At 61.1% G+C, this 23,030-nt stretch carries 23 protein-coding genes; 7 read left to right on the top strand and 16 right to left on the bottom strand.

What is annotated here, in order from left to right:
* The first annotated feature begins 63 nt into the window (after positions 1-63).
* Both EFB14_RS17540 and EFB14_RS17535 read left to right on the top strand, forming a co-directional pair.
* Positions 64-1,602 (top strand): MDR family MFS transporter, encoded by a 1,539-nt coding sequence (locus EFB14_RS17540; RefSeq protein WP_126827504.1) that lies wholly within the window; start codon positions 64-66, stop codon positions 1,600-1,602.
* Positions 1,603-1,992: 390 nt separating this feature from the next.
* The gene (locus tag EFB14_RS17535) at positions 1,993-3,537 is read left to right on the top strand and encodes a M48 family metalloprotease (RefSeq protein WP_126827501.1); all 1,545 of its coding nucleotides are present in this window, start codon (positions 1,993-1,995) and stop codon (positions 3,535-3,537) included.
* Between the two features lie 109 nt (positions 3,538-3,646).
* Here the strand turns inward: EFB14_RS17535 and EFB14_RS17530 are convergent, their stop codons facing one another.
* The 5 genes from EFB14_RS17530 to EFB14_RS17510 all read right to left on the bottom strand — a co-directional run bounded on the left by EFB14_RS17530 (position 3,647) and on the right by EFB14_RS17510 (position 9,968).
* Positions 3,647-4,510 carry an RNA polymerase factor sigma-32 gene (locus EFB14_RS17530; protein WP_018244054.1) on the bottom strand — a complete coding sequence of 288 codons (864 nt, stop codon included), beginning with the start codon at positions 4,508-4,510 and terminating at the stop codon, positions 3,647-3,649.
* Positions 4,511-4,885: 375 nt separating this feature from the next.
* The gene (locus EFB14_RS17525) at positions 4,886-5,458 is read right to left on the bottom strand and encodes a CarD family transcriptional regulator (protein WP_003543775.1); all 573 of its coding nucleotides are present in this window, start codon (positions 5,456-5,458) and stop codon (positions 4,886-4,888) included.
* Positions 5,459-5,852: 394 nt separating this feature from the next.
* Positions 5,853-6,191, bottom strand: a complete 339-nt coding sequence (gene fdxA, locus EFB14_RS17520; protein WP_126827499.1) for a ferredoxin FdxA — start codon at positions 6,189-6,191, stop codon at positions 5,853-5,855.
* Between the two features lie 193 nt (positions 6,192-6,384).
* Positions 6,385-6,789, bottom strand: coding sequence for an RNA-binding S4 domain-containing protein (locus tag EFB14_RS17515; protein ID WP_126827497.1), 405 nt, complete (start codon positions 6,787-6,789; stop codon positions 6,385-6,387).
* Positions 6,790-6,791: 2 nt separating this feature from the next.
* Positions 6,792-9,968 carry a helicase-related protein gene (locus tag EFB14_RS17510; RefSeq protein WP_126827495.1) on the bottom strand — a complete coding sequence of 1,059 codons (3,177 nt, stop codon included), beginning with the start codon at positions 9,966-9,968 and terminating at the stop codon, positions 6,792-6,794.
* A gap of 798 nt (positions 9,969-10,766) precedes the next feature.
* On the opposite strand from EFB14_RS17510, the gene EFB14_RS17505 reads away from it, so the two are divergent.
* The 3 genes from EFB14_RS17505 (at position 10,767) to EFB14_RS32945 (ending at position 11,568) form a co-directional block, all read left to right on the top strand.
* Complete coding sequence (locus tag EFB14_RS17505) at positions 10,767-10,922, top strand: DUF3309 family protein (RefSeq protein ID WP_017962528.1); 156 nt, start codon at positions 10,767-10,769, stop codon at positions 10,920-10,922.
* Positions 10,923-10,948: 26 nt separating this feature from the next.
* On the top strand, positions 10,949-11,203 hold the full coding sequence (locus EFB14_RS17500; protein WP_125845960.1) for a glycine zipper domain-containing protein: 255 nt from the start codon (positions 10,949-10,951) through the stop codon (positions 11,201-11,203).
* 209 nt (positions 11,204-11,412) lie between these two features.
* On the top strand, positions 11,413-11,568 hold the full coding sequence (locus EFB14_RS32945; RefSeq protein ID WP_164737545.1) for a hypothetical protein: 156 nt from the start codon (positions 11,413-11,415) through the stop codon (positions 11,566-11,568).
* A gap of 350 nt (positions 11,569-11,918) precedes the next feature.
* On the opposite strand, the gene phbB is transcribed toward EFB14_RS32945, so the two are convergent.
* Both phbB and EFB14_RS17490 read right to left on the bottom strand, forming a co-directional pair.
* Positions 11,919-12,644 carry a beta-ketoacyl-ACP reductase gene (phbB, locus tag EFB14_RS17495; RefSeq protein ID WP_126827493.1) on the bottom strand — a complete coding sequence of 242 codons (726 nt, stop codon included), beginning with the start codon at positions 12,642-12,644 and terminating at the stop codon, positions 11,919-11,921.
* Between the two features lie 71 nt (positions 12,645-12,715).
* Positions 12,716-13,897, bottom strand: coding sequence for an acetyl-CoA C-acetyltransferase (locus tag EFB14_RS17490; RefSeq protein ID WP_126827491.1), 1,182 nt, complete (start codon positions 13,895-13,897; stop codon positions 12,716-12,718).
* 238 nt (positions 13,898-14,135) lie between these two features.
* Here EFB14_RS17490 and phaR point away from each other — a divergent pair, with 238 nt between their 5' ends.
* Positions 14,136-14,708, top strand: coding sequence for a polyhydroxyalkanoate synthesis repressor PhaR (gene phaR, locus EFB14_RS17485; RefSeq protein WP_126827489.1), 573 nt, complete (start codon positions 14,136-14,138; stop codon positions 14,706-14,708).
* On the opposite strand, the gene EFB14_RS17480 is transcribed toward phaR, so the two are convergent.
* From EFB14_RS17480 to mtgA, 6 genes are all read right to left on the bottom strand, one after another.
* A complete protein-coding gene (locus tag EFB14_RS17480) occupies positions 14,703-15,110 on the bottom strand; it encodes a hypothetical protein (protein WP_126827487.1) in 408 nt (135 codons plus the stop codon). The genes phaR and EFB14_RS17480 overlap by 6 nt on opposite strands.
* A gap of 131 nt (positions 15,111-15,241) precedes the next feature.
* A complete protein-coding gene (locus tag EFB14_RS17475) occupies positions 15,242-15,640 on the bottom strand; it encodes a nuclear transport factor 2 family protein (protein ID WP_245438253.1) in 399 nt (132 codons plus the stop codon).
* A 106-nt stretch (positions 15,641-15,746) separates the two neighbouring features.
* Positions 15,747-15,932, bottom strand: coding sequence for a 50S ribosomal protein L32 (gene rpmF, locus EFB14_RS17470; RefSeq protein ID WP_003543812.1), 186 nt, complete (start codon positions 15,930-15,932; stop codon positions 15,747-15,749).
* Positions 15,933-16,087: 155 nt separating this feature from the next.
* Positions 16,088-16,735 carry a glutathione S-transferase family protein gene (locus EFB14_RS17465; protein WP_126827484.1) on the bottom strand — a complete coding sequence of 216 codons (648 nt, stop codon included), beginning with the start codon at positions 16,733-16,735 and terminating at the stop codon, positions 16,088-16,090.
* 12 nt (positions 16,736-16,747) lie between these two features.
* The gene (locus tag EFB14_RS17460; RefSeq protein ID WP_126827482.1) at positions 16,748-17,470 is read right to left on the bottom strand and encodes a DUF1868 domain-containing protein; all 723 of its coding nucleotides are present in this window, start codon (positions 17,468-17,470) and stop codon (positions 16,748-16,750) included.
* Positions 17,471-17,565: 95 nt separating this feature from the next.
* On the bottom strand, positions 17,566-18,303 hold the full coding sequence (gene mtgA, locus EFB14_RS17455) for a monofunctional biosynthetic peptidoglycan transglycosylase (RefSeq protein WP_126827480.1): 738 nt from the start codon (positions 18,301-18,303) through the stop codon (positions 17,566-17,568).
* 134 nt (positions 18,304-18,437) lie between these two features.
* Here mtgA and EFB14_RS17450 point away from each other — a divergent pair, with 134 nt between their 5' ends.
* Positions 18,438-19,352, top strand: a complete 915-nt coding sequence (locus EFB14_RS17450; RefSeq protein ID WP_126827478.1) for a polyprenyl synthetase family protein — start codon at positions 18,438-18,440, stop codon at positions 19,350-19,352.
* Positions 19,353-19,360: 8 nt separating this feature from the next.
* Here EFB14_RS17450 and hisC read toward each other — a convergent pair whose 3' ends face one another.
* The 3 genes from hisC to EFB14_RS17435 form a co-directional block, all read right to left on the bottom strand.
* The gene (gene hisC / locus EFB14_RS17445) at positions 19,361-20,422 is read right to left on the bottom strand and encodes a histidinol-phosphate transaminase (protein ID WP_126827476.1); all 1,062 of its coding nucleotides are present in this window, start codon (positions 20,420-20,422) and stop codon (positions 19,361-19,363) included.
* Between the two features lie 16 nt (positions 20,423-20,438).
* Positions 20,439-21,689: a flavodoxin-dependent (E)-4-hydroxy-3-methylbut-2-enyl-diphosphate synthase gene (gene ispG / locus EFB14_RS17440; protein ID WP_126827473.1), complete on the bottom strand. Its 1,251-nt coding sequence runs from the start codon at positions 21,687-21,689 to the stop codon at positions 20,439-20,441.
* A gap of 96 nt (positions 21,690-21,785) precedes the next feature.
* Entirely contained in the window at positions 21,786-22,976 is a 1,191-nt protein-coding gene (locus tag EFB14_RS17435) for an MFS transporter (RefSeq protein WP_126827471.1), read from the bottom strand.
* Positions 22,977-23,030 lie beyond the last annotated feature (54 nt).

Below are 23,030 nucleotides of genomic sequence, written 5' to 3'. Positions count from 1 at the left end.
TGTGCCATTGACAAATATATGCTGACAGCACATAAAAGCGTATCCAATCGGAATGACGCCCTCATGGACATGCAACTCGCGCCTGCGCCGCTCGTGACGGATCCTCGTCGCCGGCTTATCCTCTTCTTCTTCCTGATGACGGCCATGTTCATGGCGACGCTGGACAATCAGATCGTTTCCACGGCGCTGCCGACGATCGTCGGCGAATTCGGCCATCTCGAGCGCTTCGGCTGGATCGGCTCCGCCTACCTCCTGTCGTTGAGCGCCGTCATGCCGGTCTATGGTAAGCTCGGCGATCTCTTCGGCCGCAAATATGTAATGATGGCAGCGATCACGATCTTCACGGTGGGATCCGCGGTCTGCGGCCTTGCGATCTCGATGAACACGCTGATCGCCGCCCGCGTGCTGCAGGGCCTCGGCGGCGGCGGCATCATGGTATCGATCTTTGCCGTCAATGCCGACCTGTTCGAGCCCCGCGAGCGGGCGCGCTATCAAAGCTATTCCAGCCTCGTGCTGATGGCCTCGGGCGCGATCGGCCCCGTGCTCGGCGGCACGATGAGCGATCTCTTCGGCTGGCGTTCGATCTTCCTGGTCAACGTGCCGATCGGCTTCATCGTGCTGACCGGGCTTGCCTTCATGCTGCCCTATCGCAAACCGCATCGCCGCCCCAAGATCGATTATGCCGGCGCCCTGCTGCTCGCGCTCACGACGACGAGCATCGTGCTTGCCACCGACAGCAGCGAACTGTTCGGCGCGTTGGTCTCGCCTGAAAGTATCGGCATTGTCGCCTTCGGCGTCGTCTGCGCCGTCGCCTGGGTATTCACAGAGCGTCGTGCGCCCGAGCCGATCGTTCCTCTGCAGCTCTTCCGCAATTCGACTTTCAGCCTGCTCCTGGTGATATCGGTCATGGGCGGCGCCATCGCCATCGGCATGGTCAACTACCTCGCTCTCTTCCTGCAGACCACGACCGGCCTTTCGCCGTCCGCCGCCGGCCTTCTCTTCATCCTCCTGACCGGCGGCCTCGTCTGCGGGTCACTGTCGGCGGGCCGCATCATCTCGAAGACGGGACGCTACAAGCCCTTCGCTATTGCAAGCCTCAGCTGCAGCGCCGTTGCCTTCGCGCTGATGTCGCAGATCCACGCAGGAACGCCGATCGCTTTCATCGGTGCGATCATGATGCTGCACGGCATCGGCATCGGCCTTGCCCAGCAGGTTCCCGTGATCGGCGTGCAGAACGCAGCACCTGCCCGCGACGTCGGCGCGGCCACCGGTTCGGTAACCTTGTCGCGCATGGGAGGCGCCTCGATCGCCATATCCATCTATGGCGCCATCATTGCCTCCGGGCTCGGCAAGGTCGGCGTCTCCATTCCCGGCGTCGCCGATATCGAGCAGTTGACGCCGAAGATGATGGCGTCTCTTCCCGAAGCGAGCCGCCAGGCCGTCGCCGATATCTATGCCGCTGCCTTCTCGCCGCTTTTCATGACCTCCTGTGCCATTGCGCTGATCGGCCTGACGGCCGCCTTCATGCTGAAGCCCGTGCAGCTTCCCCGCGCGGGCGAGACGAAGATGACACCGAAGCCGGCGGCAGAAGCCGCGGAATAATTCGGATTGCATCCGCAGAACGCTTCACCAGGAGGCGTTCGCCATCGCGGCAAACTATCCTTGATTGCAATTTTCTCGCAGAACTGCCGTTGTTGAACCGGTTGCCGCAATCGGCCCGTTCTTTTTCGCCGTTACCGACGAATCTGGGCTTTGTGATGGAACTTTCGCCATAATTTCATCCGAGCGAAGGGGAAGCTTCAACCCCCAATGCTTGCCAAAATGCAACGGCGCCACATTTAAGCAGAGTCTCGCTATGCAACCGATGCGGAAATCAGCTACAGCAACGACGTGTATCGGCCGTTTGTGCAGTGCGAGATCAGGGGTGCGCGCCTGTTGAATCCCCCTTGCGACAGCCGGTCCGAACCTGCAGCAAACCGGCAAAACAGCGACATGATGCGGAAAACCAGACTGGACGGCTTGACGACGTGGAAATCGCCCGCGCTTTCCAGTGACGCCATCTCTGCGCCGCGCCGCTTCGCAAGGAGCCTGATGCTGCTTTCGGCCCTCGCCATGGGGTTGAACGGCTGCCAGTCGCTGATCGAGCAATCCTATCAGCCGAGCGTGTCGCCCTCTTCCAATCCGCAGATCGTCGACGAGGTCCAGAAGAACGATCCGCGCGCAGCGATGGGCGCCCGCGAGCATCCGCGCATCGTGGCAAGCTATGGCGGCGAATACAAGGACGCCAAGACCGAGCGCCTCGTCGCCCGCATCGCCGGCGCACTGACGGCGGTGTCGGAAAATCCGAGCCAGTCCTATCGCATCACCATCCTGAACTCGCCGGCGATCAACGCTTTTGCGCTGCCGGGCGGCTATCTCTACGTCACCCGCGGCTTGCTCGCCCTTGCCAACGACGCCTCCGAGGTCGCCGCCGTGCTGTCGCATGAGATGGGCCACGTGACGGCAAACCACGGCATCGAGCGACAGAAGCGCGAAGAGGCTGAGGTGATCGCCAGCCGCGTCGTTGCCGAAGTCCTGTCCAGCGATATCGCCGGCAAGCAGGCGCTTGCCCGTGGCAAACTCCGGCTCGCCGCCTTCTCCCGCCAGCAGGAGCTGCAGGCCGATGTCATCGGCGTGCGGATGCTCGGCGAAGCTGGCTACGACCCCTATTCCGCAGCCCGTTTTCTCGATTCCATGGCGGCCTATAGCCGCTTCATGTCGGTCGATCCCGAGGCCGACCAGAGCCTCGACTTCCTGTCGAGCCACCCAAATTCGGCCCAGCGCATCGAGCTTGCCCGCACGCACGCACGCGCCTTCGGCCAGGAAGGTTCGGTCGGCGACAAGGGCCGCGATTATTATCTCGATGGCATAGACGGCCTGCTCTACGGCGACAGCCCCGAGGAAGGCTATGTGCGCGGCCAGACATTCCTGCACGGCGGCCTCGGCATCCGCTTCGACGTGCCGCCGGACTTCAAGATCGACAACAAGGTCGAAGCCGTGATGGCGACCGGTCCGAACGACATCGCTGTCCGCTTCGACGGCGTCGCTGACAACCAGAACCAGAGCCTCACCAATTATATCTCCAGCGGCTGGGTGACCGGCCTCGACCCGTCGACCATCCAGCCGATCACCATCAATGGCATGGAAGCCGCCACCGCGCGCGCCAGCGCCGATCGCTGGGATTTCGACGTCACCGTGATCCGCAACAATTCACAGATTTTCCGGTTCCTGACCGCCGTGCCGAAGGGCAGCGATGCCCTTGAGCCGACGGCCAATGTCCTGCGCACCAGTTTCCGGCGCATGACGCCGGCCGAAGCAGCCTCGCTGAAGCCGCTGCGCATCCGCGTCGTCACTGTCCGACCGGGCGAGAACATTTCGACGCTCGCCGTCCGCATGATGGGCACCGACCGCAAGCTCGATCTCTTCAAGCTCATCAACGCCCTGCCGATGGGCGCAGCCGTTTCACCCGGCGACCGCGTCAAAATCATCGCCGAATAAAAATGCCCGGCTCGCGCCGGGCCAGTCTGTGCTGCTGGAGGTAAAGCATGTCGCGCAAAAGCGTGCGGCGGTTTTGCGTCCGGAGCCGCGTGGAAACAAAGCTCTAGATTCAGGCGTAGGCGGCCATATGCGGATCGGCGCTGACGAGCGCGCTGCGAAGCTTCTCCATCGCCCGGCTTTCGATCTGGCGCACGCGCTCCTTGGAAATGCCGAGATCGGCGCCGAGCTCTTCGAGCGTGGCGCCGTCTTCCGCCAGCCGCCGGGCGCTGATGATCTTCATCTCGCGTTCGTTCAGATGTTTCAGCGCCGAGGCGAGCCAGACGCGGCGGCGTTCGCCGTCGATCATGTTGGAAACCTGCTCGTCCGGTAGAGGATCGTCGCTGACGAGGAAATCCATCTTCTCCGCACTCTCGGCATCACCGGAGACGGAAGGCGCCTGCAGCGAAGCATCGTTGCCGGAAAGCCGCGCGTCCATGGTCTGGACATCGGCCAGGCTGACGCCCAAGGCGGCAGCGATTTCCTGGTGGATGGATTGCAGCGTCAGCTGGGTATCGCCCTTGGCGAGCTTGGCGCGCAGGCGGCGCAGGTTGAAGAACAGCGCCTTCTGCGCCGAACTCGTCCCGCCGCGCACGATCGACCAGTTGCGCAGGATATAATCCTGGATCGAAGCCCGGATCCACCAGCTTGCATAAGTCGAAAAGCGCACGTCGCGTTCCGGCTCGAAGCGGGCGGCAGCCTCCAGCAGGCCGACATACCCCTCCTGCACGAGATCGCTCATCGGCAGTCCGAAATTGCGGAACTTGCCGGCCATGGAAATGACGAGGCGCATATGGGCCATGGCGATCTGGTTGCGCGCGCCGCGGTCGTCGTGATCCTTCCAGCGGGTGGCGAGATCGTGCTCTTCCTGACGGGCGAGATAGGGGGCGGCCATCGCGATTTTGATCATGCGCCGATCTGCAGACATGTTCTTCATTTCGATCTCCTGAAACAGGCCTCTCGCCCTAAATGAACAATAAAACACACCTTCCGGAACATCGCTGTCCGGACCGAATGGGGTTCTGAATGCATAAAGGCCTCGCCCCTGGACTTTTCAGGGGGAGGCCCTATTTCTCATCATGTGCCGTTGAGACGGCCGGGCTGGACCAGTTTCTTCAGGTTGCCAGATGGGCAATATTGAAAAGGCATGATCCGCTCCTCACCGAACATTGACGGAACAGCGGTTCGCCGGCGAGGCCATGGCCCGGCGAAGAGTCCGCAATTACGTGTGTTAACGCGGCAGGCGGGAAAAAGTTCCAATAAAAAAACCCGGCACAATGGCCGGGTTTTTGATAGGGAAAACAGGCTCGCCTTATGCGGCTTCGTCCTGCGAATCGTCTTCTTCGATCGCCTTGCCGCGCTTCGGACCCTTGTTGAGATTGGTCTCGACCAGGCGAACGGCTTCGGTTTCCGACATCTTGTTGACGGCGGCGATTTCGCGCGCCATGCGGTCGAGCGCAGCTTCATAGAGCTGACGTTCGGAATAGGACTGCTCGGGCTGGTTTTCGGCACGATAGAGATCGCGCACCACCTCAGCGATGGAAATCAGGTCGCCGGAATTGATCTTGGCGTCATATTCCTGGGCGCGACGGGACCACATGGTGCGCTTGACGCGCGCCTTGCCCTGCACGACCTTCAAAGCACGCTCGACGAAATCCGTTTCCGACAGCTTGCGCATGCCGATGCTCATGGCCTTCGCAACCGGAACCTTCAGGCGCATCTTGTCCTTCTCGAAATCGATAACGAAAAGTTCGAGCTTCATGCCGGCAACTTCTTGCTCTTCGATAGCGGTGATGGTACCGACGCCGTGAGCGGGGTAGACGATCGATTCACCGGTCTTGAAGCCGTGACGTGCTGTAGAAGGCTTTTTCTGCTGAGTCGTCATTCTATTCAAAAACTCCCTGTTACGCTTCCGGCGGCGGCCGGAGCCGGGTCAGTCAGGCCCGGGTGAGACGGTGATATCCGTCGGGTGACTTCACTCTGGTCCGATCAGGCAAAAGCAAATATTTCTTGCGCGCGATCTTGGGACCCGACGCTCAAGGCGTTGATATGTCACGGAAACCGCGGAACGGATTGGTTTTGCTTTCGTGATGGTTTTGGGCATGCGTCATGCCACAAATGGAACAGTGCACGAAACCTATCACAAAAATATGAGGAAATCAATAATTTGCTTCACGTGAGTCATGCGGGCAACACACGTCACCCATATGCTACACGCAGGATTTAAAACGTTTCATCGCGTTGCCGCCCGAATCCGGTGACCGGACACGGGTGCTGCCTCAGTCGCCGGAGCCGGGCTTTTCCGAGAAATACTTCTCGAACTTTCCGGCCTCGCCGTCCATCGCCTTGGCCTCCGGCAACGGATCTTTCTTGACCGTGATATTGGGCCAGATGGCGGCATATTCGGTGTTGATCTTCAGCCATTTGTCGAGGCCCGGCTCGGTATCGGGCTTGATGGCCTCGGCGGGACATTCAGGCTCGCAGACACCGCAATCGATGCATTCGTCGGGATGAATGACGAGGAAATTCTCGCCTTCATAGAAGCAGTCGACGGGGCAGACTTCCACGCAATCGGTGTATTTGCACTTGATGCAATTGTCGGTCACGACATAGGTCATGAAGAACTCCAGGATTTCCATGCGGTGGGGCCGGGCAACCTGGAACGTCGCGCCTATCCCCGTGCCGGAAGAAAAACGTGGACAGGCTTGGGAGGCAAGCACGCTTCCGGCAGGTTGTCAGTCAACTATCGGCTTTGGCGGCGGATTTCAAGGATAAACGATCTGCAAAAGCGGCCACCTCGGACAGAGTTTTCTAATCCTCGTCCGACATTAGTCTGTCGATTGCGCGTCTGTCCTTTTTGGTCGGCCGGCCCGAGCCGGTCGCCCTGATCGCCTGCTCGTAAGGCGTGAGACGCTTTGCCTCGTCCGGCGGCGGGGACAGGTCTTCGTAAAGCAGGCGCGCCTCCTCGTAAGGCCCACGCCGTTCGCCGGCGAGACGCATGACCAGAACGACGTCGCGCCGCTCCAATGTCAGCTCGACGCGGTCTCCCGGCTTGATCATCTGGCTCGGCTGGCTGCAACGCTCGCCGTTGATGCGCACATGGCCGGATTGGACATGGCTCTGCGCCAGCGAGCGCGATTTCACCATACGCGTGAAGAACAGCCACTTGTCGATGCGCTGGCGCGAACCGCTTGTCGGCTGTGTCTCCCCGCTCATGATTACTTCTTCATTTGCTCCTTGAGAGCCGCGAGCTTGGCGAAAGGCGAATCCGGATCGATCGGCTTCTCCTTGCGCGGCGGCTTGGCCTCGAAGCGCAGCGGCTGCGAGCCGCGATTGTTGTTGCGGTCGTTGCGATCGTTACGCTCGCCGCGATCCTTGCGGTCGCCACGGTCCTGCCGGTCGCCGCGCGGCTGGTCCTTGCGATCGCCCCTTGCCTGCTGCGGCTTGCCGCCGTCCCGGCCGTCGCCGTCCTTGCCGCGGTTAGGGCGATTGTTGTCGCGGCCGTCACCACCGCGATTGCCTTCGCCACCGCCCGGCCGGCGATTGCGGTCGCCGCGTTCCTGCTGGTTCTGACCGCGCTCCTGGCCGCCACGGCGCTCACCATGGCCGCCGCGCGCCTGGCGCTGATTATCGTTGCGGCCTCCGAGACGCCAGAGAAGGACCGGCTTCGGCTCCACGGGCTCGCCGGTTTCCCCAGGAGCGGAAACCGCTTCTGCGGGAGCAGATGCTTCCGTCGAGTCAGATGTCTCTGCCGCCAAAGCCTCGGCCGGAGCCGTTTCCGCGACAGGCACCTCGGTTGCGGGCGCCTCGGCGCCGGTCTCTTCGGCTGCTGCGTCGGCATCGTCGTGATCGGCCTTGTCGGCCGTCTCTTCCGCGGCCGTTTCCGTCGAGGCAGCAGGCGCGGAGGTCGCATCCTGCGTCGCAAGATAGGCCGATGCCTCTTCCGCCTTCACTGCATCGGCGCGATAGCCGAGGCCTTTGAGGATTTCTTCCATGTCCTCCAGCGTCGCGCCGAGGATCGACAGCATCGCCGTCGTCGTCGTAAAGCGGCGGCCGTCATAGGCGCCCTCCGGACGATTGTTCTGGCCGGGCTTCCACTGCAGCAGCGGACGGATGATATCGGCAAGCCGTTCCAGAATGTCGATGCGCACGGCGCGCTTGCCGAGGAAGCGGAAGCCGGCGAGCTTGTAGAACATCCGCTCGAAGCTCGGATCGGTGACGACGGAGGTGCGGCCGGCGGCGAGCACGGGAATGAGATCGCCGTACCCGGGCTTGTCGAGACCATCGTTCTTCAGTGCCCAGAGCAGCGTGATGAGCTCGGCCGGGGCCGGCTTCAGGAGCGCGGGAACGAAGATATGGTAGGCGCCGAACCGCACGCCGTAGCGGCGCATGGAGGCGCGCGCCTCCTGGTCCAGCGACTTCACTTCTTCGGTCACGTCGCGGCGGAAGAGCACGCCGAGATTCTCGACGAGCTGGAAGGCCAGCCCCTTGGCGAGACCCTGCAGATCTTCGGCGCGCGACAGATCGTCGAGCGGCTTCAGCACCGTGCTGATATGATGATTGACGAAGCGTTCTATGCGGGCGGCGACGTGATCGCGGGCATTGCCCGTCAACTGTTCGTCGGCCAGAAGGATCACGCGCGGACGCATGATGTGATCGCTGCCCGACAGCCGCGCCACCGGGTCGCCCAGCCAGCGGATCAGCCCGTCCGAACCAATCGCCAGGTCGCTGTTGCCCGCGGCATGCATCCGGGCCGCTCGGGCTTCGAACTCGAGCGCGAGCGCCTTCTGCGACGCAGCCTGAACCGCCTTGGCATCCGGTCCGTCCGTTCCCGCCACCGGCGTGAAGCGGAATCCGCTCAATTGCCCTACATGATGTCCTTCAACGAAGACATCGCCATTCACACTGATTTCAGCTTCCAGCATCGCATTCTCTCTCAGGCGCTTCATGAGCACAGATGTCCTGCGATCAACAAAGCGTTTCGTCAACCTCTCATGTAACGCATCGGACAATCGATCTTCGATTTCCCGCGTCTTTTCCTGCCAATGTGTCGGATCGGCCAGCCAGCCGGGACGATTCGAAACGTAGGTCCAGGTCCTTATCTGCGCGATTCGCGCCGAAAGCGTGTCAATTTCCCCATCTGTCCGATCGGAGCGATGAACCTGCTCCGCGAGAAACTGTTCGTTCACCGTGCCATAGCGCACGAGATCGGAAAAGAGGGTCGAAATAAGATCGGCATGTTGTGCCGGGGTAATACGCCGGTAGTCGGGAAGCGCACAAGCCTCCCAGAGTTTTTCGACGCGTTCGGGCCTGTCGGCAAGATCGATGATCTCGGGGTAGCGAGAAAGCTGCTCCAGCGCCTGCTGGTCGACCGCCGGCAGCGCCCGCGTCAGCCCCGGCACGCGCGGCCCTGCTTCGAGGCTGGCGCGCAGCGACTGGATCGAGGAGAAGTCCATCCCGGTTGTGCGCCACTGCAGAACCTTGACGTTGTCAAATTCATGCCCCTCGATGCGCTGCACCAGTTCCTCGTCGAAGGGCGAGACCTGCCCGGTGACGCCGAAGGTCCCGTCGCGCACGTGCCGGCCGGCGCGCCCGGCGACCTGGCCGAGTTCGGCCGGATTAAGATTGCGGAACTGGTAGCCGTCGAATTTCCGATCCTGGGCGAAGGCGACGTGATCGACATCGAGATTGAGGCCCATGCCGATCGCATCGGTCGCCACCAGATATTCGACGTCGCCCGCCTGATAAAGCGCCACCTGCGCATTGCGGGTGCGCGGGCTCAACGCACCCAGCACGACTGCCGCGCCGCCGCGCTGCCGGCGGATGAGCTCGGCAATGGCATAGACCTCGTCGGCCGAGAAGGCGACGATGGCCGAGCGCTGCGGCAGCCGGGTGATCTTCTTTTGTCCGGCGTAGAAAAGATGCGAAAGCCGCGGCCGCTCGACCACGGTGATGCCGGGCAGAAGCTGCTGCAGGATCGGCCGCATCGTCGCCGCGCCGAGCAGCAGCGTTTCCTCACGGCCGCGAAGATGCAGGATGCGGTCTGTGAAGATATGGCCGCGCTCGAGATCACCGGCGAGCTGCACCTCGTCGATCGCGACGAAGGCGGCCTTGGTCTCACGCGGCATTGCCTCGACGGTGCAGACGGAAAACCGCGCATTGGGCGGCGAAATTTTTTCCTCGCCGGTGACGAGCGCCACGTTCTGCACGCCGACCTTCTCCACCACCCGCGTATAGACCTCGCGCGCCAGGAGCCGGAGCGGCAGGCCGATCACGCCGGTCCCGTGCGCGACCATGCGCTCGATGGCATAATGGGTCTTGCCGGTATTGGTTGGTCCGAGCACTGCGGTCACACCGCGCCCGCTCAGAATCATCGGCTGCGAAGTCAGAGTCATGGATCCATGCAAACGAGGCCAAAGGCCCCAGGAAAATCTCGCTCCCCCAGATTGAAGCACAGAACACATGGACAGCCGCCGCCGCAAACGCAAGGGAAGATTTCAAAAATGCCACCAGGATTGCGACCTTTGCGAGTCCTGCGGAACATCCGCCTTTGCGATTCGGAACAGCGTGAGAACGAATCAGCGACGAATCGCTGACTCCAGCTGATTCAGCTTTTGTTCACGGCTAAGTATTGATTTTGAATCACTTTTTCCCACTAGATGCTGAATCGCGCGACTCCCGCTCCTTCGCATTTTCGCCGTCGCGATTCATGATGTCAGGCTGATCGCCGGCAATCGAAAATTGCGCCCGAAATTAATCTCTCGACCAAAGCCGGAACGAATCGGAGACGAATCGCTGACCGTGCCATTTTCGCCTTTCGTTCACGGCCACATTTGGTGGCGAAGCTGCACCGGAACGCTAGATGCGGATCGCCGATAGATCTCCTCGTCTTGTATCCCCGCATCGGCATTAATCTTTGGAAAGCCGGATTCAGAAGACGTTAAGCCGAAGTGGCCGAGAGCGGCGCGTCGATCAAATACGGAACGAATCGCTGACGAATCGGCGACATTGCAGTTTTCCCGCTTTGTTCACCGCAACATATTGTATTTAAATGCCTTTTTAACCATATGAGCGATTTTCCGGAATGGCGAAGACCAGAGCGCGCCACATTTCCAGCGCTGAACCGGGAACAAAAATCGCCAATGCGTGTTTCTCGTCCATCGAAAATGCGGATGAAATGAAGGGAACACACCATGCTTGGCACGATACTTCTTATTATCCTCATTCTGCTCCTGATCGGAGCCTTGCCGAATTGGGGCTACAGCCGTGGCTGGGGCTATGGACCTTCCGGCGGTTTGGGGCTAGTTCTCGTCATTATCATTATCCTTGTACTAATGGGCCGCATCTAAAGGCCACCAAACTGGGGAGTTACGACATGATGAAGAAGATTGTTCTTGTTGGCGCACTCGTCGGCGCTCTGGCATCCTGCACGGCGACCGAGCAAGGCACGGCGATCGGCGCCGGCACCGGCGCGGTCATCGGTGGCGTCGTCACCAACAGCTGGGGTGGTGCCGCCGTCGGCGCCGTTGCCGGCGGCCTGACCGGTGCCCTCATCGGCCATTCGGTCGAACGCCGCGGCTACTGCATCTATCGTGACCGCTACGGCCGCCGCTACGAGGCTCGTTGCTGATCAGCAACCCATATCGGACTCCCAACGGGCGCTTCGGCGCCCGTTTTCTTTTTGCATCCGTCAACATGGCGTTGACGATCGGTCGCGAAAGTCAAATCTACCGGCACCCGTCAGGCAGGCGCATATTTCCTTTATGAGCGCAAAGGGCAGGCAGGAGCGCCGCCCGAGGCAAACACGAGCCACCCCGCGCGCCTGAAAGGAACGCTTCCATGGCCCAGATTTTCCTGAATTCCGCTGTCGCCGTTCTCATCGCGTCGGCATTCCTGACGACCGCAATATCAGCCCTTCGCAATGAAGACCGCTCACTACGAAAAGTGCCTGTCAAGGTCCGCGCGCAACGGCATCCGACCGACCGCCGCTCTTGAGCGTTCGCGAAACAGCCACCAAAGTCACGATATCGCCCTCGTGCCTATCCGCTTCGGGGTGAACGCGCACTCCCAGCGTCATCCTCGGCCTTGTGCCGAGGATCTGCTGCACATCAATGGTGCGGAGGTACTTGAGATAAAGAGGCGTTGGCGGACTTTCTCAGCAGTCCTGAGCGCGTCCTGCCGGACACGCCATCGCTTTCAATCCACACATGATCCTTTCGAAATCGATCTCGATTTCCGGACTGGTGCTAAAGCATGTCGCGCAAAACCATGCGGCGGTTTTGCGCGACATACGTAAGAACAAAGACCGAAAGTGCGGGGAACGAATCTGAAAGATTGCGACCCGATTAGGCGAAGAACTGCCCGCCATTGGCGCTCAGCGTCGAGCCGGTGATGAAGCCGGCATCGTCGGAGACGAGGAAGGTGACGCAGCGTGCGATCTCTTCCGGCTCGCCGAGACGGCCGACCGGGATCTGCGGGATGATGCGTTCGTTCAGCACCTTCTCCGGCACGGCAAGCACCATCTCCGTTCCGATGTAACCGGGGCAGATGGCGTTGACGGTGATGTTTTTCGCCGCGCCTTCCTGGGCCAGCGCCTTGGTGAAGCCGAGATCGCCAGCCTTGGCCGCAGAATAGTTCACCTGGCCCATCTGGCCCTTCTGGCCATTGATGGACGAGATATTGACGATACGGCCGTAGCTGCGGTCGCGCATGCCGGTCCAGACCTGGTGCGTCATGTTGAACAGGCCGCTGAGGTTGGTATTGATCACCTCGTGCCACTGCTGCGGCGACATTTTGTGGAACATCGCGTCGCGGGTGATGCCGGCATTGTTGACGAGAATTTCGACCGGCCCGATCTCGCTTTCGATCCTGGCTGTTCCCTCACCGCAGGCGGCGTAGTCCGAAACATCCCATTTGAACACGGCGATGCCGGTGGCGTCGTGGAAGGCTTTGGCCTTCTCGTCGTTGCCGGCATAGTTGGCCGCAACCCTGTATCCGGCGTTTTTCAACGCCAGGGATATGGCTGCACCAATACCGCGAGTACCCCCGGTGACCAAAGCCACTCTGCTCATGTTCCGCTCCCCTTTTGTTTTTTGTCCTGCCACCCAGCAGGACTTTTAATCAAACTCGGATCGTATGCTATTTAAAGTGCTTCGAAGCACATGGCGACACCCATGCCGCCGCCGATGCAAAGCGTGGCAAGGCCCTTCTTCGCGCCGCGGCGCTTCATTTCGAACAACAGCGTGTTGAGGATGCGTGCGCCGGACGCGCCGATGGGATGGCCGATCGCGATCGCGCCGCCGTTGACGTTGACGATGCCGGGATCCCATCCGAGATCCTTGGTGACTGCGCAGGCCTGTGCCGCGAAGGCCTCATTGGCTTCGACGAGATCGAGGTCGCCGACCGACCAGCCGGCCTTTTCGAGCGCCTTGCGCGAAGCCGGGATCGGGCCGGTGCCCATGATTGACGGATCGACGCCGGCCGTTGCCCAGGACACGATGCGGGCGAGCGGCTGGATACCGCGCCGGACGGCTTCCGCCTCGCTCATCAGCACCGCCGCAGCGGCGCCATCATTGAGGCCGGAGGCATTCGCGGCGGTGACCGTGCCTTCCTTGTCGAAGGCCGGGCGCAGCTTGCCCATCGCCTCCAGCGTGGCGCCGTGGCGGATATATTCATCGACATCGACGGTCACGTCGCCCTTGCGGGTCTGGATGACGTAGGGGATGATTTCGTCGGCAAAGCGGCCGGCCTTCTGTGCCGCCTCCGCCTTGTTTTGCGAGGCGACGGCGAACTGGTCCTGGTCGTCGCGCGAAAGTTGCCACTGCCGCGCGATATTTTCAGCGGTGACGCCCATGTGATAGCCGTGGAAAGCGTCGGTCAGGCCGTCCTTGATCATCGTGTCGACCATCTTCATGTCGCCCATCTTGACGCCGCCGCGCAGATGCGCGGCATGCGGCGCCATCGACATGGATTCCTGGCCGCCGGCAACGATGATCCTGGCGTCGCCGGTGGCGATCTGCTGCATGCCGAGCGCCACCGCGCGCAGGCCGGAGCCGCAGAGCTGGTTGACGCCCCAGGCTGTTGCTTCCTTCGGAACGCCGGCCTTCATCGCTGCCTGGCGGGCAGGGTTCTGGCCTTCGCCGGCGGCAAGCACTTGGCCGAGGATCACCTCATCCACCTCTCCGGCATCGACGCCGGCGCGAGCAAGCACCCCCTTGATGACGGCGGCTCCGAGCTCATGCGCGGGAACAGTGCTGAAAGCGCCGTTAAACGAACCGACTGCTGTTCGCCCTGCGCTAGCGATGACGATGGATGAATTGCTCATGGGGACGCTCCTCGTTTTTCGTCTCACTTACATAAGTGGAAACTGGCAAAGCTTTGACCACAAGTCAAACGCGAAGACCGGGGGGCGCCATTTTTCGCCGGCAGCCGCCAAAGCCGATTCATCTGCTCTGTTAAAGGTTTGCCGCATCGCACAAAGAGATTGTCACCGGCCTTCTTTTGCGTTTACAGTCTGAAGTGGAGGAACATCCATAAATCAGACGGGGGTTCAGGAGACTGATATGGCGAAGAATGAGGGTCAGATAGTCATCAAGAAATACGCCAATCGCCGCTTATACAATACAGGCACCAGCACCTATGTGACACTGGAAGACCTAGCGGAGATGGTGAAGAAGGGCGAAGATTTTATCGTCCAGGATGCAAAAAGCGGAGATGATATCACCCATTCGGTGCTGACCCAGATCATCTTCGAACAGGAATCGAAGACCGGCAACACGCTGCTTCCGATCTCCTTCCTGCGCCAGCTCATCACCTATTACGGCGACCAGATGCAGATGGTCGTGCCGAGCTTTCTCGAACATTCGATGCGCGCCTTCACCGAGCAGCAGGCGCAGATGCGCGAACAGGTGAACCGCGCCTTCGGCGAGACGCCGATCGGCAAGAACCTGCAATTGCCGATGCAGATGGTGGAAGACCAGGTTCGCCGCAACACCGAGCTGTTTCAGCAGGCGATGCAGATGTTCTCGCCCTTCATGACGCCGCCCGCCAAGGAAAGCCGCAAGGCCGAGGCCAAGGATATCGACGAGCTGAAGGAACAGCTGCGCGCCCTCCAGACCAAGCTCGACAACCTATAATCCGATTGAGACATCCCGCCCGGCGCTGCGGATCGAGACGGCGAAACCGCCGATTACATCGATCAGAGCGATCGTCATCAAGATGAAGAATACCTGAGTTGCCGCATCCTGGACGAGCAGAAACTCGACCAGGAAGGCGATGAACACCAGCATCGACAAGATGTGGTTGATCAGATTGCCGGGACCGGTTCTGGTTGCTTTCAGGATTTCGAAGAACAGCACGACGAGTGCTATGACGATGAAGAGATCGCCGAGCGCCATGCTCCAGATCGCGCCGGAGAGCATCGACAACACGATAATGTCGTGATGCAACGCAGCAATGCCGCCGTCGCCCATCAGGCCGAGCATCGCCAGGTTGTAAAGAATAAACGGGATAATCATCAGCGGCATGGCGGCTCTCATCGGTAAATCTCCTGGCGCGATGAGAATACTGCCGTAAACCGTCGTCCTACTTCAAGCCATTGCAAATATTATATTTGCCGCCTGAACGATATTGGAGGATCGCCGCGCAGGATTTGTCCGGACCTGCGTCTTCACGCCATCACGGTGCCCTGGTGAAAAACGATCTTCCAGCCGCCGTCGGATCTTCGCCACAGGGTCGTTCTGCGTGTCGTCCGATCCGGTTCTTTTAGTATGTAATTGATCTGATACAGGCTCTCGGCGAGTTCACTGATGGAAAAATCCTCGCAAAGCCAATCATGCGGTTCCGGCTGCTTGTAGCGCTCCAGCAGATTGGCGATGACGAATTCGCGCGTGTAGATCTTCCCGCTGGCGCCGATTTCCCAAAACCCCTCATCCGTCATCTGCAACAGATCATCACGGCTTGTCCCGAATTCGCGCCGGTGAAAGATCGGCTCTCTCCGACGCAAGTCTTCCAGGATGGTTTCGTGTTCAATCGACATCGAAGATCTCTCAGCGCCTGTACCGGGCATCAACGGAGGCGATCTGAAGGACATGGGTAGAGCCCCGGCCAAAATGCAAAAAGGCCGGCGTGACGCCGGCCTTTGAACTTTGGATCGGACGAACCGGATCGGGAAATTATGCGCTTTCCTTCGGCGTCAGAACCTGGCGGCCGCGATACATACCGGTCTTCAGATCGATATGGTGCGGACGGCGCAGTTCGCCGGAGTTCTTGTCTTCGACATAGGTCGGAGCCTTCAGCGCATCAGCCGAACGGCGCATGCCGCGCTTGGACGGGCTCGTTTTTCTCTTCGGTACAGCCATTTTACTTACTCCACTTGCGGGCAAAACATTCCCACGGCCAGACTGGCGGCCGAAACGGACATGTCGCGATTTCGGAATTTGGCGCGCTTATACATGCAAGGGGCGAGCTTGACCAGTCCCCATGCGTATTTTTTGCGAGACCGAAGATTCGAGCCTCAGACCTCGTCCTCCTCGACGATCCAGGGCTCGGCGCGGGCCGCCTCTTCCCATTTCCGCCAGGCCGGATGCGCCCTCATCGTCTCCATGTAGGCCAGCGTATCGTCGCGGCTGACGAGATCATAGATATCGAACCGGTTGACGACGGGCGCAAACATCGCATCCGCGCCGCTGAATCCCCCAAAGAGAAACGGTCCGCCGGATTTCTGCAGGAGGTCGCGCCAGATCGTCTCGATGCGGTCGATGTCGGCTTCGACGCCGTCCGGCAGTGCGATCCTGCCCTTCGGCCGGCGGATATTCATCGGGCAGGCGTTGCGCAGGGCGCCAAAGCCCGAGAGCATCTCCATCGAAACAGAACGGGCAAGCGCCCGTTCCGCCCGGTCGCTCGGCAGAAGGCCCGCCTGCGGATAAAGCTCGGCGACATATTCGATGATCGCCAGCGATTCCCAGATTTTCAATGCGCCGTGCTGCAGAACCGGCACGCGGCCGGTCGGCGACACGGCCTTGATGTCGGGATTTCCGCCCGGATAGTCGAAGGGGATCAGGACTTCTTCGAAATCGACGCCGGCGCCGGTCAGCGCCATCCATGGCCGGAACGACCAAGAGGAATAGTTCTTGTTGGCGATAAAGAGCGTCGGTTTGTTCATGGGCCTTTTCCGTCAGCTGTCGAAATCGAAGATCAGCAGTTCATGGAAATGGTTCATATCCTCGAACACGCAGAATGCCGGCGGCGCAAGCTCGAAAACCGGAGCCTTGCGGCGAATATCGGCCGTCACCTCGTCGAGCATCGCCTGCCAGCGCGGCAGGGCTTCGTCCTCCAGCGCCTCGATTGCATAAGCGAAGGTGACATGGAACTGGTAGTCCGCATGGTTCGGCTGGCGATAGCCGAGAAGATCGGCAAATGCGTCGCGCCATGCGCGCATGACCCTGCGGTCCTTCTCCGTCGCGCCGTCGACGAGCAGGCCTGACGGTCGGGCTTCGACGACGGCGATGTGGAAGGGCTCGGCCATCGAGAAACCGTCAAGCCGTGCCGCCAGGAGCTCGGTCATGTCGTCGATCGGCGCATCGAGAGGGATGTCTCCCGGCCAGTAATCCTGTTGGCGCCTGGACTCGATGATGCCTTCGAAAAGCGTCATATGAAGGCTCGAGATCGGCGTGAAGAGGAATTGCGGAGCCTCGGGCATCGCCAGATATTTCTCCCGTGCCTCGATCAGCGCCATCTGCGTGCGCGAACCCTTCACGGAATGACAGACGATGGTGTTGCCGGCTTCCGGCAGAAAGCCGCCGACCTTGCGATAACGGCTGCCGAGATGGGCGGGCGAGTTCGGATTATGGGTCTTTGAGAAACGGAGAAGTTCGGGCGAAAGCGTCGTGATGGTCATGGCGACTCAGGGGTTCTGGTGGGACTGCACTCGCCCATATGGCAGAACTAAGAATGTCAGATGACGCTTGGCCCTTCCAGCGACAAGTTCTGATCTCACTTATAGATGCATTTGATGTAATCGCCCGAACCCTGCGCCCGCCGTTCGATGACGGAGGCGAGTGTCCTGAGCCTCCGGCCGGGCTTGCCGGCATTGCGATCGAAGGGGTTCGGCAGCGAGACGGCGAGCAGCGACGCCTGGCGCCGCGTCAGTTTCGACGCCGGCACCTTGAAATGATACTGGGCCGCCGCCTCGACGCCGTAGATACCAGGGCCCCATTCGGCGATGTTGAGATAGATTTCCATCAGCCGCCGTTTCGACAGCACGAAGTCCGTGCTGACCGCAAGCGGCAGCTCCAGCGCCTTGCGCACGAAGGAGCGACTGTTCCAGAGGAAGAGGTTCTTCGCCGTCTGCATCGGGATCGTGCTGCCGCCGCGCGTCGCCTGGCCCTTCAGCGTGTCCTCGACCAGCATGCGCATCTCGGCCCAGTCGACGCCGCCGTGAAAGCAATATTGCCCGTCCTCAGACATCATCACAGACTGCACCAGAACCGGGGCGATCTCGTCCAGCGACACCCATCTGCGGTCATAGCCGCGCAGCAGCACGAGATCGCGCAGCATCAACGTCGAGACGGGATGGATGAAGGGCAGCATATAGAAAAAGATCAGCGCGTAGGGAAGGATCAGCAGCGCCAGCACGGCAAGAACGATGCGTTTCAATACACGGCGGTCTCCGAACCATTGCCGACGGGCCGGCGTCTCGACGCTCTCCTCTATCTCCGGCGCTATATCCAATGTCCCCAGCCCGATTTCGCTCCTGTCGTCTCATAACGCCTGCGCGGCGCTTATGCCAGAGCACATGGGAAATCTTGCGGCAGTCATCGACAATTCCGTTGCAAGCCCCCCGCACCTCATGCCAAACAGCGCCCATGGACGCGAACCGGGATACTTTCGAAACGAGGCTGAAGAACAACGCCCGCGAAATCGAGGCGCTGCTCGAAGCATTGCTTTCACCGAATTCCCTTTCCGATGAAATCACCAGGCCCGAAGCGCTGCGCAGCGCCATGCATTATGCCGTGCTGAACGGCGGCAAGCGGCTGCGTCCGTTCCTCGTCGTCGAAAGTGCGGCCCTTCTCGGCGGCAACGAACAGGCAGCACTTCGCGTCGGCGCAGCGCTCGAATGCGTCCACTGCTATTCACTGGTGCATGACGACCTGCCGGCCATGGACGATGATGATCTCCGCCGCGGCAAACCGACGGTGCATATCAAATTCGACGAAGCCACCGCGATCCTCGCAGGCGACAGCCTGCTGACCTATGCCTTCGACATCATCGCCGCACCGGAAACAACCCTTCCCGACACGGACAAGGCCTCTCTGGTGCTGGCGCTCGCCCGCGCCGCCGGCCTCGGCGGCATGGCGGGCGGCCAGGCGCTCGATCTCGCTGCGGAAAGACAGGCCCCCGACGAGGCCGGCATCATCCGCCTCCAGGCGATGAAAACAGGCGCGCTGATCCGCTTTGCCTGCGAGGCCGGCGCCATCATCGCGGGAAGCTCGCCCGAGGATCGCCGCCGCCTGCGGGCCTTCGGCGAAAAGATCGGCCTTGCCTTCCAGCTCGCCGACGACATTCTCGACCTGACCTCGGACGCCGAGACCATGGGCAAGGCCACCGGCAAGGATGCAGCCCGCGGCAAGGGAACGCTCGTCGCGCTCCACGGGATGGAATGGGCCGAGACCCAGCTCCGCCGGCACGTCGAAGATGCCGAAGCGCTGCTTGCTCCTTACGGCGCCCGCGCCTCGACCCTGACCGCCGCGGCGCATTTCATCGCCGACCGGAAGAGCTGAGCCGACAATCAGGCTGCCAGTATTTCCTTGAGAGCGGAAACCAGACGGGCACATTCCTCGTCCGTGCCGATGCTGATGCGCAAGAAGTCCGAAATACGCGGCTTGGCGAAATGCCGGATGAGAACGCCACGCTCCCGCAGAGCGGCTTGAAGCGCGGCACCCGCCCGGCTTGCGTGCCTTGCGAAAACGAAATTCGCCTGGGACGGCAACACCTCGAAATCCAGCGCTTCGAGTTCCCGAACGAGACGGTCCCGGCTGGCAATGAGCCTCTTCCGGCATGTCTCGAACCATGCCTCGTCCTTGATCGCGGCGGTCGCGGCGATCTGCGCCAGGCGATCGAGCGGATAGGAATTGAAGCTGTCCTTGACACGCACCAACGCCTCGATCAGATCCCGCTGCCCCAGCGCGAAACCGACGCGCAGCCCTGCAAACGAGCGGGATTTCGACAAGGTCTGAACGACAAGCAGGTTGGGATATTGGGAAATCAGCGGGATGGCGCTTTCACCGCCGAAATCGACATAGGCCTCGTCTACCACGACGACGGCATCCGGATGGGCGGCAAGAAGCGCCTCGATTCCGGCCAGCGGTAGACCGATGCCGGTCGGCGCATTCGGATTGGGGATGATGATCGACCCGCATGGCCTGTCATAATCTGCGAGCCGGATCTGGAACGTATCATCGACCGGGATCTCGATCGCTTCGATACCGTATAGCAGGCTATAGGTCGGATAGAAGCTGTAGGTCACATCGGGATAGAGAAGCGGCAGATCGTGTTTCAGCAGCGCCTGAAACACATGCGCCAGAACCTCGTCGGAACCATTGCCCACGAAGACTTCGTCCGCCGTCAGACCGAAACGGGCTGCTATCGTCTCGCGCAATTCGGTGGCGGCAGGATCGGGATAGAGCCGGAGACGATCGTCCGCAGCTTGCCTGATCGCCTCGAGCGCCCTCGGGGATGGCCCGTAGGGATTCTCATTGGTATTGAGCTTGACCAGGCCCGGGATGCGGGGCTGCTCCCCCGCGACATAGGGTTGAAGCTTGCTGACGATATCAGACCAATACCGGCTCATCCGAAATCGCAGGCTCTCATTCCGCAGCCGTCTTCTGGCCGAAGCGCTTCTCGATATAGTCGACGACAAGCGCCTCGAAATCGGAGGCGATATTGGGACCACGCAGCGTCAGCGCTTTCTTGCCGTCGATGAAAACCGGGGCGGCCGGCGTTTCGCCGGTGCCGGGAAGCGAAATGCCGATATCGGCATGTTTGCTCTCGCCCGGCCCGTTGACGATGCAGCCCATGACGGCGACGTTCAAAGCCTCGACGCCGGGATATTTCTCGCGCCAGACCGGCATGTTCTTGCGGATGTCGTTCTGGATGTTCTGCGCCAACTCCTGGAACACGGTCGAGGTCGTGCGTCCGCAGCCGGGACAGGCGGCAACGACCGGCACGAACTGGCGGAAGCCCATGACCTGCAGGATTTCCTGCGCCACCTGGACTTCGCGCGTGCGGTCGCCGTTCGGTTCGGGCGTCAGCGACACGCGGATCGTATCCCCTATGCCGTGCTGCAGCACGAAGCCCATCGCCGCCGACGAGGCGACGATGCCCTTGGTGCCCATGCCGGCCTCGGTCAGGCCGAGATGCAGCGCGTGATTGGAGCGCTCGGCGAGCATGGAATTGACGGCGATCAGGTCCTGCACCTGGCTGACCTTGGCCGACAGGATGATGCGGTTGCGTGGCAGGCCGATCTCCTCGGCAAGCGCCGCCGAAAGCAGCGCCGACTGCACGATCGCCTCGCGCGTCACCTGCCGGGCTGAAAGCGGCGAACCGGCTTCCGCATTCTGGTCCATCAGTGCCGTCAGCAGATCCTGATCCAGCGAGCCCCAGTTGACGCCGATGCGCACCGGCTTGTCGTAGCGGATCGCCATCTCGATGATCTCGGCGAACTGCTTGTCCTTCTTGTCCTTGAAGCCGACATTGCCGGGATTGATGCGGTATTTCGCCAGCGCTTCGGCGCAGGCCGGATGATCGGCGAGCAATTTGTGGCCAATATAGTGGAAGTCGCCGATCAGCGGCACGTCCATGCCGAGCCGCAGCAGCCGCTCGCGGATCTTCGGCACGGCGGCGGCACTTTCGTCGCGATCGACGGTGATGCGCACCAGCTCGGAACCCGCCCGATGGAGGGCCGCGACCTGCGCGACCGTCGAATCGATATCGGCGGTATCGGTATTCGTCATGGACTGCACGACGATCGGCGCGCCGCCGCCGACGATGACGCCGCCGACATCGACGGCAACGGAAGCACGGCGCGGTTTCGGATCAAAATCGGCGGCTGAAGACATGAAAAGCTCTTGCACCCCTTAAAACAGTGTCTTTCAGGTGGATCATGACCGCTTTCTTGTCAACCGCCCCCGATATCACTTTTGCTTGGAGGAGGCTCAGTGACCTCCGCCGGAAACGCCGTCTGCGTAGCGGGCAAGCCTGGAGAACAAGAGAACGACCAGAAGCAGCACCGGCAGCGCCATGAAAACGACGGCAAAACCGACATGTTCAGCCACGAAGCCGATCACGGACGGCGCAACCAGCATGCCGGAATAGCCCATGGTCGTGACGACCGAGATGCCGATGCCGGGCTTGAGGCCGGGAATATTGCCCGCCGCCGAGAAGGCGATCGGCACCATGTTGGAAATGCCGATGCCGCAAAAGGCAAAGCCCAGGATGGCGATCTCGGCATTCGGCGCAAGGCTTGCAAACAACATGCCGACGATGGCAAACAGCGTGCAGATGCGCAGCGTCTTGACGCCGCCGAGACGATCGCGCACCAGGTCGCCGGCAAAACGCATAATCGCCATGGTCGCCGAAAAGGCCGCGAAACCGAGACCGGAAAGCGCTACCGACGCATCCATTTCCTGCCGAAGATAAAGCGCGCCCCAATCCAGAACCGCGCCTTCCGGCACCATGGAGAACAGCGCCATCAATCCAAGCAGGTATGGCAGCGCCACCATCGGCAGCCTTGTCTTTTCCTTCTTGGTGTCGGGATGCGGGGGATCGGCAAGGATCATCGGCCAGGCGACGGCCAGGAAGATCGCCGCCAGCACGGTTGCCAGTTGCGCATGGCCGAGAATGCCGAGCTTGGAAATCACGATGCCGCCGAGACCTGAGCCGATCAGTCCGCCAAGGCTCCAGAAAGCGTGACAGGACGACATGATGGCGCGGCGCATGGATTTCTCGACCGAAACGGCATTGGCATTCATCGCCACATCCATTGCGCCGATGAAGCCGCCGAACAGGAAGAGCGAGATTGCCCCGGTGATCACATTTGGCGCGAGCGTCAATGCCAGCAGCAGCGGCAGCACGCAGACAGCCAGGACCTGAACGACGATACGCGAGCCATGTTTGGCGATCTGCGCGCCGGCGATCGGCATCATGACCAGCGAGCCGACACCGAAGACGAGGATCATCAGCCCCAACTCGAACTTGCTCAGCGCCAGACGCTCGGCAAAGTCCGGGATCTTCGGGGCCCAGCAGCCGACGACAAAGCCGTTCATCAGAAAGAGCAGGGAAACCGCCGCCCTGCTTTTGGTAACGAAGCCGCTCCGGACCCCAGGCGCACTGACATGACTATCCATTTTCCGGTCTTTCCTCATTGCCGGGCTTGCAAGCGCCCGATTTCCTTAAACTCT

Source organism: Rhizobium fabae (assembly GCF_003985135.1).
GTDB lineage: Bacteria > Pseudomonadota > Alphaproteobacteria > Rhizobiales > Rhizobiaceae > Rhizobium > Rhizobium pisi.
The sequence above is the reverse complement of the archived record's forward strand: the minus strand, read 5'-3'. Positions and strand labels throughout refer to the sequence as shown.